The organism is Campylobacter hyointestinalis subsp. lawsonii, assembly GCF_013372165.1.
GTDB lineage: Bacteria > Campylobacterota > Campylobacteria > Campylobacterales > Campylobacteraceae > Campylobacter > Campylobacter lawsonii.
Genome location: NZ_CP053828.1, coordinates 1,241,785 through 1,256,065, shown reverse-complemented (window position 1 = coordinate 1,256,065; position 14,281 = coordinate 1,241,785). Strand labels below are relative to the sequence as shown.

The 14,281-nt window shown below is 32.7% G+C and carries 16 protein-coding genes; 7 read left to right on the top strand and 9 right to left on the bottom strand.

Annotation, left to right across the window (positions count from 1 at the left end; translation table 11 throughout):
* The first annotated feature begins 1 nt into the window (after window position 1).
* Genes CHLWT_RS06390 through CHLWT_RS06365 form a run of 6 tightly spaced genes read left to right on the top strand, consistent with a single transcriptional unit; the run spans window position 2 to window position 5,328 of the window.
* Window positions 2-484 (top strand): Fur family transcriptional regulator, encoded by a 483-nt coding sequence (locus tag CHLWT_RS06390; RefSeq protein WP_176320883.1) that lies wholly within the window; start codon window positions 2-4, stop codon window positions 482-484.
* Window positions 485-487: 3 nt separating this feature from the next.
* Complete coding sequence (gene lysS, locus CHLWT_RS06385; RefSeq protein ID WP_244948813.1) at window positions 488-1,993, top strand: lysine--tRNA ligase; 1,506 nt, start codon at window positions 488-490, stop codon at window positions 1,991-1,993.
* 1 nt (window position 1,994) lies between these two features.
* Window positions 1,995-3,239 carry a serine hydroxymethyltransferase gene (locus tag CHLWT_RS06380; protein WP_063997951.1) on the top strand — a complete coding sequence of 415 codons (1,245 nt, stop codon included), beginning with the start codon at window positions 1,995-1,997 and terminating at the stop codon, window positions 3,237-3,239.
* Complete coding sequence (locus CHLWT_RS06375; RefSeq protein WP_063997952.1) at window positions 3,239-3,781, top strand: DUF1882 domain-containing protein; 543 nt, start codon at window positions 3,239-3,241, stop codon at window positions 3,779-3,781. The genes CHLWT_RS06380 and CHLWT_RS06375 overlap by 1 nt, the downstream gene beginning before the upstream one ends.
* 10 nt (window positions 3,782-3,791) lie before the next feature.
* Window positions 3,792-4,541 (top strand): SPOR domain-containing protein, encoded by a 750-nt coding sequence (locus tag CHLWT_RS06370; RefSeq protein ID WP_112000387.1) that lies wholly within the window; start codon window positions 3,792-3,794, stop codon window positions 4,539-4,541.
* 1 nt (window position 4,542) lies between these two features.
* Entirely contained in the window at window positions 4,543-5,328 is a 786-nt protein-coding gene (locus tag CHLWT_RS06365; RefSeq protein WP_112000408.1) for a shikimate dehydrogenase, read from the top strand.
* On the opposite strand, the gene recR is transcribed toward CHLWT_RS06365, so the two are convergent.
* Genes recR through CHLWT_RS06350 form a run of 3 tightly spaced genes read right to left on the bottom strand, consistent with a single transcriptional unit; the run spans window position 5,321 to window position 7,795 of the window.
* The gene (gene recR / locus CHLWT_RS06360; protein ID WP_063997954.1) at window positions 5,321-5,890 is read right to left on the bottom strand and encodes a recombination mediator RecR; all 570 of its coding nucleotides are present in this window, start codon (window positions 5,888-5,890) and stop codon (window positions 5,321-5,323) included. The genes CHLWT_RS06365 and recR overlap by 8 nt on opposite strands.
* The gene (locus CHLWT_RS06355; protein WP_063997955.1) at window positions 5,871-7,127 is read right to left on the bottom strand and encodes an ArsS family sensor histidine kinase; all 1,257 of its coding nucleotides are present in this window, start codon (window positions 7,125-7,127) and stop codon (window positions 5,871-5,873) included. Before CHLWT_RS06355 ends, recR begins: the two co-directional genes overlap by 20 nt.
* Window positions 7,124-7,795, bottom strand: a complete 672-nt coding sequence (locus tag CHLWT_RS06350) for a response regulator transcription factor (protein ID WP_034962668.1) — start codon at window positions 7,793-7,795, stop codon at window positions 7,124-7,126. The genes CHLWT_RS06355 and CHLWT_RS06350 overlap by 4 nt, the downstream gene beginning before the upstream one ends.
* A 208-nt stretch (window positions 7,796-8,003) precedes the next feature.
* On the opposite strand from CHLWT_RS06350, the gene dnaJ reads away from it, so the two are divergent.
* Window positions 8,004-9,095, top strand: coding sequence for a molecular chaperone DnaJ (gene dnaJ, locus CHLWT_RS06345; RefSeq protein ID WP_111996353.1), 1,092 nt, complete (start codon window positions 8,004-8,006; stop codon window positions 9,093-9,095).
* Between the two features lie 115 nt (window positions 9,096-9,210).
* On the opposite strand, the gene rpsR is transcribed toward dnaJ, so the two are convergent.
* The 6 genes from rpsR to CHLWT_RS06315 all read right to left on the bottom strand — a co-directional run bounded on the left by rpsR (window position 9,211) and on the right by CHLWT_RS06315 (window position 14,254).
* A complete protein-coding gene (gene rpsR, locus CHLWT_RS06340; protein WP_034962670.1) occupies window positions 9,211-9,471 on the bottom strand; it encodes a 30S ribosomal protein S18 in 261 nt (86 codons plus the stop codon).
* Window positions 9,472-9,481: 10 nt separating this feature from the next.
* The gene (locus CHLWT_RS06335; RefSeq protein WP_063997957.1) at window positions 9,482-10,045 is read right to left on the bottom strand and encodes a single-stranded DNA-binding protein; all 564 of its coding nucleotides are present in this window, start codon (window positions 10,043-10,045) and stop codon (window positions 9,482-9,484) included.
* A 12-nt stretch (window positions 10,046-10,057) separates the two neighbouring features.
* Window positions 10,058-10,447: a 30S ribosomal protein S6 gene (gene rpsF, locus CHLWT_RS06330; protein WP_063997958.1), complete on the bottom strand. Its 390-nt coding sequence runs from the start codon at window positions 10,445-10,447 to the stop codon at window positions 10,058-10,060.
* Between the two features lie 87 nt (window positions 10,448-10,534).
* The gene (locus CHLWT_RS06325; RefSeq protein WP_112000388.1) at window positions 10,535-11,527 is read right to left on the bottom strand and encodes a DNA polymerase III subunit delta; all 993 of its coding nucleotides are present in this window, start codon (window positions 11,525-11,527) and stop codon (window positions 10,535-10,537) included.
* Complete coding sequence (locus tag CHLWT_RS06320) at window positions 11,520-13,445, bottom strand: RNB domain-containing ribonuclease (protein ID WP_112000389.1); 1,926 nt, start codon at window positions 13,443-13,445, stop codon at window positions 11,520-11,522. The genes CHLWT_RS06325 and CHLWT_RS06320 overlap by 8 nt, the downstream gene beginning before the upstream one ends.
* Window positions 13,442-14,254 (bottom strand): HDOD domain-containing protein, encoded by an 813-nt coding sequence (locus tag CHLWT_RS06315; protein WP_034962675.1) that lies wholly within the window; start codon window positions 14,252-14,254, stop codon window positions 13,442-13,444. The genes CHLWT_RS06320 and CHLWT_RS06315 overlap by 4 nt, the downstream gene beginning before the upstream one ends.
* Between the last annotated feature and the right edge of the window lie 27 nt (window positions 14,255-14,281).

The following is a 14,281-nucleotide window of genomic DNA, read 5'->3' as shown; positions in this document are numbered from 1 at the left end:
GATCGGCGTAGAAAATATAGAATATGATACTCTTTTAGAGCGTTTCAAGAAAGTCCTAAGAGACAATGCTCTAAAATACACTAAACAAAGAGAAGTTTTACTAAAAACTTTATATAATAACAGCGATCATTTTACGCCTGAGCAGCTTTATTTATATATTAAAGATGAGCATCCGGAGTTAAATTTAGGAATAGCCACTGTATATAGAACACTAAATTTATTAGAAGAATCAGGAATGGTGACTTCTATAAGTTTTGGGGCTCAAGGTAAAAAATTCGAACTAGCCACAAAGCCTCATCATGACCATATGATATGTAGGAGTTGCGGTCGTATAATAGAATTTGAAGACCCTACTATAGAAAAAAGACAGATGATAATAGCAAAAGAAAATGGTTTTAGACTTACTGGACATATGATGCAGCTTTATGGCGTCTGTTCGGCTTGTGAAGATAGAAAAACAAAAAAGGAAATAAAGGTATATTAAGTGATTTTTGAGAATGAATTAGAAGTAACAAGGTTAGCTAAGGCTGATGAATTAAGAAAACAAGGCATCAATCCATATCCGCATTTTTTGAAAAAAGATATGAGTATCTGCGAGTTTAAAAATAAATTTGCATACATAAAAGATTTGGATATGGAAGAAAAAAAAGCAGATGAAGAAGTAACTATTTCAGGACGTTTGAAACTCAAAAGAGTAGCCGGAAAATCAACATTTGCAAATATGGAAGATGAAGATGATAATATTCAAATTTATTACTCTTTAGGAAGTATCGGCGAAGAAGATTATACTAAATTTAAAAAAAATCTTGAAGTCGGAGACATCGTTTTAGTCACAGGTTATGCTTTTGTGACAAAAACAGGAGAGTTTAGTATCCACGCTAGTAAGATAGTATTAGCCAGTAAAGCCATTAGCCCACTTCCAGAGAAATTTCATGGACTTACTGATATCGAGATGAGATATCGCCAAAGATATCTTGATATGATAATGAATAAAGACGTTAGAAGCGACTTTTGTAAGCGTTCGCTCATCATTAGCACCATAAGAAGATTTTTTGAAGATAGAGGATTTTTAGAGGTCGAAACACCTATGATGCATCCAATTGCAGGTGGCGCAAATGCTAAGCCATTTATCACTCATCATAATGCTCTTGATGTTGATAGATATCTTAAGATCGCACCAGAGCTTTATCTAAAAAGGCTTGTTGTAGGCGGTATGGAAGCGGTGTTTGAGATGAATCGTTGCTTTAGAAACGAAGGTATGGATCTTACTCATAATCCGGAATTTACAAGCATTGAGTTTTACTGGGCGTGGCATAATTATTTTGAAGTTATGGATCTAACAGAAGAGCTTTTTGCTACTTTATTAGATAAACTAAATTTACCTAAAATAATAGAATTTGATGGTAAGATGATAGATTTTTCTAAGCCGTTTGCTAGAGTAAATTATATAGATGCTATAGTAGAAATAGGCGGTGTAAGCAGAGATATCGTAACAAATAAAGAAAAAATTCTAGCCAAACTAAGAGAAGATAAATTTGAAGCAAACGACAAGCTAGATCTTGGACATTTACAAGCTGAGTTGTTTGATAACTATGTAGAAGACAAGCTGATAAATCCAACTTTTATAGTGGATTTTCCTATCTCTATAAGTCCGCTTTCAAGAAGAAGCGATAAAGATAGTAGTGTGGCTGAGAGATTTGAGCTGTTTATTGCTGGACGTGAGCTTGCAAATGCGTTTAATGAGCTAAATGATCCGATAGATCAATATGGAAGATTTAAAGCACAGATCGAAGCAAAAAATGCAGGCGATGACGAAGCTCACGAGATGGATGAAGACTATTGTCAAGCACTTGGATATGCTATGCCTCCGACTGTAGGTTGGGGACTTGGGGTAGATAGACTAGTTATGCTTTTATTAAATAAAAAATCAATTAGAGATGTTATACTTTTTCCGGCTATGAAACCATTAAAAACAGAAAATCAAGGAGAATAATATGAATTTAGAAACTTTTGACAAAGATATTTACTCTTTAGTAAATAAAGAGCTTACTAGACAATGCGACCATCTTGAGATGATAGCTAGTGAAAACTTCACATATCCAGAAGTTATGGAAGTTATGGGCTCAATACTTACAAATAAATATGCTGAGGGCTACCCTGGTAAAAGATATTATGGCGGTTGCGAGTTTGTAGATGAGATAGAACAAATTGCCATAGATAGATGCAAAAAACTATTTGGTTGTGAGTTTGCAAATGTTCAACCAAATAGTGGCAGTCAAGCAAACCAAGGTGTTTATGGGGCATTTTTAAAACCGGGCGATAAAATCTTAGGTATGGATCTAAGTCATGGCGGACACCTAACTCATGGAGCAAAAGTTTCAAGCTCAGGCAAAAATTATGAGAGTTTTTTTTATGGTGTGGAGCTTGATGGACGTATAAACTACGATAAAGTAGAAGAGATAGCAAATATCGTAAAACCAAAAATGATAGTTTGTGGTGCTAGTGCGTATCCAAGAGAGATTGATTTTAAGAAATTCCGTGAGATTGCCGATAGCGTGGGAGCATATCTTTTTGCTGATGTTGCCCATATAGCAGGTCTTGTAGTAGCCGGCGAGCACGCTCATCCATTTCCACACTGCCATGTAGTAAGCTCTACAACACATAAAACTCTAAGAGGCCCAAGAGGCGGTATCATTATGACAAATGATGAAGAATTTGCTAAAAAAATAAATAGTTCTATATTTCCAGGAATTCAAGGCGGACCACTTATGCATGTAATCGCTGGTAAAGCAGTAGGTTTTAAACACAACTTAAGCGATGAATGGAAAGTTTATGCTAAGCAAGTAAAAGCCAACGCTAAAAAACTAGGCGAAATACTTATAAAAAGAGGATATGATCTAGTAAGTGGCGGAACAGACAATCACCTTGTTTTAGTAAGCTTTTTAAATAAAGAATTTAGTGGAAAAGACGCCGATATCGCTCTTGGTAATGCTGGAATAACAGTAAATAAAAACACAGTTCCAGGAGAGACTAGAAGCCCATTTATAACAAGCGGTATAAGAGTAGGTAGTCCAGCACTTACTGCAAGAGGTATGAAAGAGAGCGAGTTTGAGCTTATCGCAAATCGTATAGCTGATGTTTTAGATGATATAAATAACACTTCAAAACAAGAAAAAATAAAAGCCGAACTAAAAGATTTAGCTCATCAATTTATTATTTATAATAAGGCGATGTTTTAATGCAAAGTATAGATCTTACTCTAATTAAAATGATAACAGATCATTATTTTATAAAACGTGATACAATTTTACAAAAGATAGAATACAAGGGTCGTTATTTTTTTGATAAATTTGAAAGGATAAATGAACCTCTTAGTTATAGTGTGCAAAAAGATCATGAAGATGGTAAAATCATAGCCGCCCATTCTTTGATCAGTAAAGACAATAAAGTCGAAAATATAGTTTTTGATTATAATGGCAGAACCCCTGAAAGATTTTGGCATAAAGCGCAGCTATTACTTAGAGAAGAGGGCTTTATAAATTTTACCGCCTATCAGAGTAAAACTCCTGGGCATTTGCATCTTTATGTGCATAAGGGGCATACTACTTTAAATGAAGGTTGTCAGTTGGCAAATAAGCTATCTATAATGCTATCACAAAAACTTCCTAAAGAGTGGAGAATGTTTCCTACTTTTGATGTGCCTATGGAGTTTAATATATTAGCGTTGCCTTATGAGCTATATCAAAAAGAGCGTGGGGCTAGTTGGTCTAAACATATGTAAAGGAGATAAGATGGAAGAAAACAATGGTCTGCAAGACATCTTGCTAGACAAAAACGATGATGATAAATCTGGAAAAATAAGAAAGATACTTATAGGTATAGCTACTTTAGTTATCTTATTTGTAGTTATACTTATAATAATGAAGCTACTAAATGGATCTTCAAACAACACGAGCGAGGTTGCAAATGATCTAGTATTGCCTTCTGAACCGCAGCTAAAAGTTGAGCCACAAACTACAACTAATAATGAGATATTTGAGCAAGTTCCTATATCTTCTGATATTTCTAAAGAGAATTTTGAGTCTATAGTAAATGATTATAAAAATAATCAGCTTGGAAATAACAATGAAACAGCTCCGATAGAAACAAAACTTCCAGAACCGCAAGTAAAAGAGACGCCAAAAACAGATGTTGTTTTAAAGCCTAAAGCAGAACAAGCCAAAAAAACAGAGACTAAGAAAGCTACACCAAAACAAGTAACTACTAAAAATGTCTCTAAAGAGAAAAAAAACGTTAGCAAATCTGTTCCAGTAGGTAAATACATTCAAGTCGCTTCTATCTCTAAATTTAGTCCGAATAATCCTCTTATAAAAAAGATTGAAAGTAATGGGCTAAATTATCACATCTATGAAACGACTGTAAATGGCAAAAATACAATAAAAGTTTTGATAGGTCCTTTTAACGATAATGATATTTCATCAAATATGGATAAGATCAAACAAAATATTTCAAATAACGCATTTATATACAGAGTTAAGTAAATTGAGATATTTTGCAGTATTTGGTGATCCTATAAACCATTCCATTTCTCCAAGACTTCATAACCTTGCTTTGCAAGGTTTGGGTCTTAATGGATTTTATGGAAGAATTCATTTAAAAGATGGCTTAAAATTAGTAGAAGTTTTTAATAAATTTAAACTCAGCGGAGCAAATATAACAATACCACATAAAGAAACTGCTTTTCGTCTTTGCGATGAAGTAGATGATTTTGCAAATAGTGTTGGCTCGGTAAATACGCTGGTTAAAGGAAATAGTAAGATTTACGGTTTTAATACAGATGCTCCTGGGTTTATGATGGCCATAAGCGAATTTAAAGCTATCAAGTCAGCTCTTGTTATAGGTGCTGGAGGAACATCAAAAGCCATTAGTTATGCTATGAAAAAAAGTGGTATAGATATTGATATATTAAATAGAAGCGATAAGTCTTTAATGTTTAAAGAGTATAATTTTTACACAAAAGAAAATTATCGTTTAAAAGCTTATGATCTTGTAGTAAATACAACACCGGCTGGATTATTAAATAATGATTTTGGGATAGATGAGAAAATGCTAAGCCAAATTTTTGATAATTCTAAATTTGCATTTGATGTTATTTATAATAAAAATACGCCTTTTTTAAATTTAGCAACCAAAAAAGGGCTGATATGCAAAGACGGAAAGGATATGCTTTTATATCAAGCAGTGCTTGCTTTTAATCTATTCTACGAAAATAAATTTGATCCTAAAACTATAAAAAAATATATGAGTGAAGCTTTTTTACTCAGATAGTTCTTCTATCTTTTATGGCTTTTGTCAAAGAGAGCATATCTACGTTTTCTAGACTTACGCCAGTTGGAATTCCTTGAGCTATTTTTGTAAAGTTTAAGCTAAAATCTTTTAGTTTGTCTTCTATATATAGCATTATTCCATCGCTATTTATACTAGGTGTAAATGCAAAGATGATCTCAGTTGCGCTATTTTTTGTTATCATTTTTTTAAGAGAGTCTATTTTATCTACATCATCAAATACAAAATACACTCCATCAAACGAGTCTGATTGCTCTATAGTAAGTATATCTTTTGGAGTTTCTACTATGCAAATGACTTCTTTTTGTCTATCTTCACTGCTACAGATATTGCAAATTTCATTTTCGCTTATTCCGCCACATACTGCACAATGTCTTAAAAAACGCACGGAATCTTCTATAGTATGGGCTAAATTTAGCCCTAAAAACGAGTCCTCAAGCGATACGCTGTATGCGTATTTTAAAGCTGATTTTTTACCAACTCCTGGTATTTTTTCAAAACACGCCACTAAGGCGTCAAATTTTTCAAGCTTTAGTTTTGGCATCTTCTATCTTTTTAAATTTAATACAAAATATATGATATCCGTCCTCATATTTGTATTCTAAGTTAAATTTATGCATATCGCAAATATGTTCTATGATATATAGTCCAAGCCCCATTCCAGAATTCTTTGAGCTAGTGTCTCTTATAAATGCTTGTTTATAATACTCTATAGATTTCTCTAGTTTTGGACCCTTGTTTTTTATCTGAATTTCATCATCATCGCATATTATAAATGCATGTTTATCGTCCGAATATTTCAGTGCGTTATCTATAAGGTTTTTTATGGCAAGTGAAAATAGCTGAAAATCAACCCTCAAAACCGGATCAGATTTAAGTGTAAGTGTTACATATTTATCAAAATTATCTAATAAAAGTATATCTTTTGTTTGATCTAAGATTAGGCTAAAGTGATATTTTTCGTATTGTAAAGAGCAGCTTTTGCTAAGTAGTTGTTCGATCTTAGCAAATTCATTTATTAGTATATTTAGTCTTTCAAATATAGCTATAAGTCTATTTTTTTGTGTTTCATCTTCACACATCTCACTTACTATCATACCTTTTCCGATAGGAGTTTTTAGCTCATGCATAATGGTTCTTAAAAAGAGCTGTCTAGACATAATAAGCTCTTTTATTTTGCAAGCTGCATTGTTAAACTCATACGCGACTTCCGCTACTTCATCATCGCCTTTGACTATATTTTTACAGCATATACTATCCATATTTCCAGCTGCAAATTTTCTGATATCTTTTCTGAGTTGTTTTAATGGAATAAGACTTCTAAATATCGATATATATAAAGAGATAAAAAGTGCAATAGTAAGTAAAAATCCTATAATAAGTGAGTCGTTTCCACTTTTTAGGGTATTTTGCAGTATTATTGTCACACTTTGATTTCTGATCTTTAAAAACAGATCATTATCGTAAAATATCGTTTCTACTCTGCCAAGTGGTGTGTCGGCTCTTTCTATTAGATCGCCTTTTTCTAAAATATCTTTTTTTAAATTTAAATCAGTAACGTATGAGAGATTGAAGTTTTTAAAATACTTCTCCCAGTCTTCTGGCATATTTGACTTTTTATAAAGTGCAAGTAACCAGTTTATAGCGTTATACTGATTTTCCTTTACTTTATCAAGCATACTTTCATGTTGAAGTTTTGCAAACATTGAAAACAAAATACATATAACACTAAAACCAATAGCAAAAATAACGGTTATTTTTGTACTTAAAGAGTATCTCATCCTACTAATTTATAGCCGATTCCACGAACTGAAAATATATGTTTTGGCGATTTTGAACTATCGCCTATCTTTGTTCTTAGACGTCCTATTATGACATCTAGGCTTTTTGAGTCTTTGTCTTTTAGGCTCTTGCAGTGATATACTAGTTGTTCTCTAGATACAGAAAAACTATGTTGTTTTATGAGATATTCTAGTATTTCGTATTCTGCTGGAGTGAGCGTTAAAACTTCGTTGTTGTATGAAATCTCGTGTCTTTTTTCATCGACTTTAAATGCACTATCAGTAGCTACTTCTTGAATTTCATTTGTTTTTTTATATCTTCTGATCAAACTTATGATTCTAGCATGCATCTCTTTTGGATCATAAGGTTTTGGTAGATAATCATCAGCCCCTATTTGCAGACCTACTACTCTATCATTTACGTCGCTTCTAGCTGAACTGATAATGATAGGAATATCGTATTTTTCTCTGATCTCTTTGCATACTTCTAGACCATCCATTCCAGGCAAGGTAAGATCTAAGATAAGCAGATCATAGTTTTTTATACCAGCGCTTATTCCTAAATACGGATCTTCATAATTTGTAACTTTGATATTAAATTTTAAAAGATATTCAGATAAAATTTGAGCAAATTCCGGATCATCTTCTATCATCAACACGTTTATCATTTTGTGCTCCTAATATTTTTAGTAAATATTATATCAAAAAATGGTAACATCTTTTAATTAAATTATTAACTTTAAATAAATTTGAGCAATAATTTTATTTTTTATAAATCATAAGATAGGCATTATTAAGTTTAAATCTAACGGTTAGCATTATATAAGTATTTTTTTGATAGAATATGCGATTTAAATTTAGATAAAAGGAAATGATTTGGAGTTTGATTACTACGAAATTTTAGAGATTTCACGTGACGCAGATGCTGAAGTTATAAAAAAAGCTTATAGAAAACTAGCTCTAAAATATCATCCAGATAGAAATCAAGGCGACAAAGAAGCTGAAGAGAAGTTTAAACTCATAAACGAAGCTTATGAAGTTCTAAGCAATAGCGAAAAACGAGATATTTACGATAAATACGGAAAAGACGGATTAAATTCAAATGGATTTAGCGGATTTGACAGCGATTTTGATTTGGGCGATATTTTTAGCTCATTTTTTGGCGGTGGCTTTAGTAGTAGAGATAGAAGAAGCTCAGATAAATACAACTTAGATATCGAAACTATCGTAAATCTTGAGTTTAACGAAGCTGTTTTTGGATGCGAAAAAGAGATAAAATATAGTTTTAAAACGCCTTGCCAAACTTGCAACGCAACAGGATCAAAAGACGGCAAGAAAGCAACTTGTTCTCACTGTGCAGGACGTGGAAAGATCAGTCATAGACAAGGTTTTATGAGTTTTGTTCAAACTTGTCCGTATTGTAATGGTAGCGGTGAAGCTATAAAAGAAAAATGCAAAGATTGTGGTGGCAATGGATTTAAGCAAGAAGAAAATAGCATAAAAATAAGCATACCAGAGGGCGTAGATACTGGGAATCGTATAAGAGTATCTGGAAAAGGAAACAAAGGACTAAATGGCACTGGCGATCTTTATGTTAGGGTCAATGTAAAAGATGATGATCATTTTGTAAGAAACGGCGATGACGTTTATATAGAAATACCAGTATTTTTTACTCAAGCAATGCTAGGTGAAACAATAAAAATCCCTACTTTAAGAGGTGATGCGGATCTTAAACTTCCAGTTGGAGCAAAAGACAAACAGCAATTTATTTTTGAGAATGAAGGCGTAAAAAATGCACATACGAAAAGAAATGGTCGTCTTATAGTCCAAATAGCAATAGATACACCTAAAAAGCTTACTGATGAGCAAAAAGAGCTTTTGGAAAAATTACAAAAAAGTTTCGGCGTCACGAGTGGAACTACTAGTGAAAATAGTATTTTTGATAAGATAAAAAGCTGGTTTAAATAAATTTGGCTCTGATTAATGAGCTAAATTTATTTTAATAAATTTAATAAGGAATTTTTGATTTATTAAATTTGATGAAAGTTATAAATTCGGTCGGAGTTTTCGACCGAATTTGGTATTATAGACCTTCGAAAGGATTTGTTACAACACTATCACGATCAACTATGTAAGGTATAAGCGCAACGTGCCTAGCTCTTTTTATAGCTTTTTCAACCATCTCTTGGTATTTTTTACTTGTGCCTGTAAGACGTCTAGGCATAATTTTAAATCTTTCAGACAAACAGTATTTTAAAAGCCCTGTATCTTTGTAATCTATAAACTCAACTTTAGCTTCAGTGTATTTGCAATATTTTTTGCTATATTTTCTTTTTTCTGCCATTATTTATCCTTTAAAATGGAATAGTTTCATCATTATCATATTTGTCATCATCTACATTGATGACTGGGATCTTTTCCTCGTAATACTCGCTATTTTGCTCTTTTTTTGGTTGCATAGGAGCTTTGGTAGTGTTACTGTAGTCAAAGTTTTGTCTGCTTCTAGCATTCGAGTTTTGTTGGTAGCTATTTTGCATTTCTTGATAGCTATTGTTTTGAGTATTATTTGTTTGAGGATCTTTAAATCCACCTTGATTTCCCCCAAGCATTTCCATATTTTCTACGATTATACTATGCTTTGAGCGAGGATTGCCTTGCTGATCTTGCCATTGATCAAGTTTTAACCTACCTTCTATAAGGATTTTGCTGCCTTTATTTAGGTATTGGTTTGCGATTTCAGCTTGTCTTCCAAAAAAAGTAATGTCAATAAAGCACGTTTCCTCTCTTTTTTCGCCGTTTGCACCACTAAATTTTCTAGTAACTGCGATGCCTGTACTTCCTATGGCTGAGCCACTTTGAGCATATCTAAGTTCTATATCTCTTGTTAGGTTTCCGACTAAAACGACTTTATTAAACATAAGCTATCCTTTTTATTCTTCTAAATCACTTGGCTTTTCTGTAGATCTTATCTCTTTTTTAGCACTTACTAATTTTTGACCTTTGCTTAGTTTTTCCCAAGCAGCAATCTCTCTTTTGTTTTCATATTTTACAGTTAAAAATCTTATAACTTCTTCAGTAATTCTTACATTTCTGACTAGTTCGGCTATAAGCGATGTTGGAGCTGTGAAGTATATAACTACATAAGTTCCTCTTTCATACTTGTCTATTTTGTAAGCAAGTTTGCGAGTTCCCATCTCTACTACGCTGGCGATTTCGCCGCCGTTTTTTGTAATAACTTCTTTTATGAAGTCAACTTTAACTTTAGCTTCATCTTCTGTTAGTGTTGGCTTTAAGATGAACAAAAGCTCGTAATGTTTCATTATTTCTCCTTATGGGTATTTAGCTCTTGATTAAGAGCAAGGATTTGCTTTGAAATAAAAGCGACTTGCATTTTATCATAATCTCACTTAAGATTTTCTGTTTTTTGCTATTAGATTTTGTATGGATAGTATAGAAGATAGCAAAAAACTCTCTTTTTCTATATCTTTTTTCGTTTTCAAATCATACTCGGTTAAATTTAAAAACTGGAAAATTTGCATATAAAGTTCTGTATTTATACCTAAAGCTTGTCTTTTTAGCTGATTTGCAACGTTTAAAGGCGGGAGATATCCGATAGCTTTTTTAAGGTCAAATTCGCCATAAATTTTGACATATGTTTGAATTTTAAAAAGTCTAAAAAATGATGAATATAGTGAGTTTATAAATGCTATTTCATTTAAGTTTGGGTCGCTAATGTAATTTATAAAATCATCTTTTATGTTTTGCAATGATATGATTTTATCAAAAAATGTTTCGAAATTTACTCCATTTAGGCTAAAGACTAGTTGATTTACTATATTTTCATCAACATTTTTTGACAAACTTTCTAGCTTATTTAGTTCGCTACTTGCTAGATATAGGCTTTCATTTTGCAATGTATAAATTTGATAAAGAGCTGCATTTGTAGCATTTATGCCTAGTTTTTGCGCGTGATATGATAGTAAATTTATCGCTTCGTTTGGAGTGCTTGGCACAAAAAATCTTGCAAAATTTACACCAAATGCTTTTTGCGCCTCAAATGAAATTTTATCTTCATTTTCATAAAATTCATAGATGAATACGCTATTTTCGTTTTTTTTGCATATTTCTATGAGAGTTTTTAACTCTTTTGTGGGGATATTTTTGTCTGCTTTTATATGTAGCACGTTTGAATTACAAAATAGCGAAGTTTCTGATATATGCGATCTTGCAACGTTAAAATCATACTCGTCAAAATAAATATCTAGTCTATTTTCATCATCAAATTTATCAAGAATCTCTTTAGTAAAAAGCTCAACTTGATAAGCTTCGCTTCCAAAAAGCAAAAAATAGTTTGGAAATTTCGGCGAGTTTAATAGGTTTTGTAACTCTTTTTTATACATTTAATTTTTCTACCACTTTTGCGATGATCTTTGCAGAGGCGATATCGACTTCTTTTATCTCTACTAAAACAGGCGTTAAGAGCTCACACGCAAAGCCTTCTATGAATATTTTAGCACCTTTTAATTCATCATCTAGTTTTGCTATGCTTTCATTTCCTACTTCGCTTATAATGCAGCGGAATTTTTTATTTAAATTTAAAGCCGCCCAGCGAGCAAATTTTCTATCCATAAAGTCCCATGCCACTTTATCTGCTTCACGTTCAAGCTCATTTAATGTTGCGCAAGTACCTTCTATATCTAAAAGAAGATAATTAAAAAGCTTTATATCGTTTTTTAAATTTGCTTTTAAAAGTCTATGCAAGAGTAAATCAGAGTATCTTCTAATAGGGCTTGTGAAATGCGAGTAAAGCTCAAATCCAAGCCCGAAGTGTCCTTTTGGCTCACTTGCGTATTCAGCTCTTTTTTGAGCTTTTATGATTAGCTTATCTACATCTTCTCTGATGCCTAGCTCGTCTGCTTTTGTTTGAATTTGAGCGATGAGTTTTACGGTATCACTTTGATAAGGAACGTCTATGCCTAAAAGCGCTAGATCATCAAGAAGAGTATTTATCTTTTTTAGATCAGCTTGAGCGTGGTTTCTAAATATTCCTTTTTTGATGCGTTTTGCCGCGGCTTTGTTTGCTAAAAGCATACAGTCTTCTATGAGAGCGTGAGACTCAGTCTCTTTTTCATAAGAGGTTTGCGTGACTAATCCGTCTTTTAGCTTCATCCTAAGTTCTTTGCTTCTAAAATCAAATCCGTTTTTAAGCCTATTCTCTTTTAGTTTTTTTGTAAGCTCAAAAAGATCAAGTATCCAGCTTTGAATGCTATCTATTGTTTTTGCTTTTAATGCTAATATCTCATCAACTTCATCATAACTAAATCGCTTTTTAGAGTGAATAACTGCTTCAAAAAGCTCTTCTTTGCTAGATTCTAAGTTTTCATCTAGTGTTATTTTAAAAACAAATGCGAGCCTATCGCAGTCCTGTTTCAAAGAGCATATATTTTCGCTAAGATTTCTTGGTAGCATCGGAATGGCGATATGTGGAAAATATATGGAAAATCCTCTAAATTTAGCCTCTTTGTCGATCGCTGAGTATGGCGCTACATACTCGCTTACATCGGCGATAGCTACATATATGGTTCTATTTTTTTTATCAAAATAAATAGCATCATCAAAATCTTTTGCATCTACTGGATCTATCGTGCAAAAAGCAAGCTCAGTTAGATCTACTCTATTTGGATACATACTTTTATCTACATTATCTCCATAGCTCAAAGCCTCATTTTGGCTAGTTTTGCTAAAAGTATCTTTTTTATTGAATATGCCAAGAGATATCTTTTCATCGACATTTGGATCACTTAGGACACCTAGGACTTCTGTGATATCATTGTTTAAATTATTTATTTTTAAAACGGTTCCTAGAGGTAGTTCTTTTAGCGATTTTTGGCTAGCTTTTAGGGCTATACTAAGTCCTGTTTTGACATTTACTCCCATTATAGCCCCACCAAATTTTTTGGTATAAACTACGCTTGTTTCATTTGCCATTACCAAAACTGCTATAACAGTGGCATGAAGTCTTGATTTTTTTGAATTTGTAAGCTTAGCTAGAACTATATCGCCAAAATGAGCGCCGTTTAAATGTCTATTTTCTATGATAAGATCTTGTTTAAAACGCCTATCATAAGAGTATAAAAAACCAGTAGCGTTGCTACTTATGTCTAGTTTTCCACATACATAACCGTCATTCATATAATATCTATTTTTATATTTTTTGACGGCTTTTAGTTGTTCTAATACGCGAAGAATCTCTTTAAATTCGGCTTTTATAAATTTATCATCTACTCCATTTTGAAGAGCTTTTAGGAATTCTTTCACCCTTTGACTTTTTTAACCGCATCTATAAATTTAGCTTGTTCAAAGCCATAAGTATCAAGTAGAGTAAGCGTACTTTCTAAATTTTCATCTGTAAGTTGTCCAAATACATTGATAGCACTTTTGACTATTTTTAGAGCGATAGCGCACTCTTTTATAGATTCAGGAGCGTCATCTGGATTGCTTGAATACAATATAGCCTCAACAAGTTCTGTTTCTAGGTTCCATTGCTCAAAAATCTTAGCAGCGACCTCTTCATTTGATATACCAACCATTTTTATTTCTAATTCTGAAAGATCATTTGGGCTACTTATATTTTTTAGTGCATCTTTAAAAGATGCGTCTTTTTCATGCTCTATTAATTCTTTTGCCACTATGATTTTACCGACTTCCATCATAAAGCTAGCAGGAGATAGTACTTTTAAAAGCTCTCTATTTACGCTTCCGTACCAGTTAAAAATAAGTGCATTTTGAGCGGTTGCCATATTTAAAAATGCTTCACTTGAAATTTTATACGGACTTAAATCTATAGAAAAAGTTTTTTTGATAGCTCCGCAGAGCGCAAAGCCTCTTATGGTGGCTAAGCCAAACAACATAACTGCGCGGTTGATATCTGTTATTTCTCTGCTAAATCCATAAAGCGGACTATTTGCTGAGCGTAAAATATTTGCAGTTAGCATAGGATCTGTTTTAATCACTTCTATTAGATCTTTGATATTGCTATCTTCATCACAACAAATTTGTTGTATCTTAGCGACTGTTCCATCAAATGGAGGCAAAGTTTTTATGCTTTTGTATATTGCTTGATTCATCTTTTCAACTTTATTGATAAAATTTTT

What these genes read in the sequence shown, in the direction of transcription:
- CHLWT_RS06380 (WP_063997951.1), top strand. Translation starts at nt 1,995, where the DNA reads ATGAATTTAGAAACTTTTGACAAAGATATTTACTCTTTAGTAAATAAA.
- CHLWT_RS06335 (WP_063997957.1), bottom strand. Translation starts at nt 10,045, where the DNA reads ATGTTTAATAAAGTCGTTTTAGTCGGAAACCTAACAAGAGATATAGAA.
- CHLWT_RS06325 (WP_112000388.1), bottom strand. Translation starts at nt 11,527, where the DNA reads ATGTATAAAAAAGAGTTACAAAACCTATTAAACTCGCCGAAATTTCCA.
- CHLWT_RS06375 (WP_063997952.1), top strand. Translation starts at nt 3,239, where the DNA reads ATGCAAAGTATAGATCTTACTCTAATTAAAATGATAACAGATCATTAT.
- CHLWT_RS06370 (WP_112000387.1), top strand. Translation starts at nt 3,792, where the DNA reads ATGGAAGAAAACAATGGTCTGCAAGACATCTTGCTAGACAAAAACGAT.
- rpsF (WP_063997958.1), bottom strand. Translation starts at nt 10,447, where the DNA reads ATGAAACATTACGAGCTTTTGTTCATCTTAAAGCCAACACTAACAGAA.
- CHLWT_RS06315 (WP_034962675.1), bottom strand. Translation starts at nt 14,254, where the DNA reads ATGAATCAAGCAATATACAAAAGCATAAAAACTTTGCCTCCATTTGAT.
- rpsR (WP_034962670.1), bottom strand. Translation starts at nt 9,471, where the DNA reads ATGGCAGAAAAAAGAAAATATAGCAAAAAATATTGCAAATACACTGAA.
- CHLWT_RS06355 (WP_063997955.1), bottom strand. Translation starts at nt 7,127, where the DNA reads ATGAGATACTCTTTAAGTACAAAAATAACCGTTATTTTTGCTATTGGT.
- recR (WP_063997954.1), bottom strand. Translation starts at nt 5,890, where the DNA reads ATGCCAAAACTAAAGCTTGAAAAATTTGACGCCTTAGTGGCGTGTTTT.
- CHLWT_RS06350 (WP_034962668.1), bottom strand. Translation starts at nt 7,795, where the DNA reads ATGATAAACGTGTTGATGATAGAAGATGATCCGGAATTTGCTCAAATT.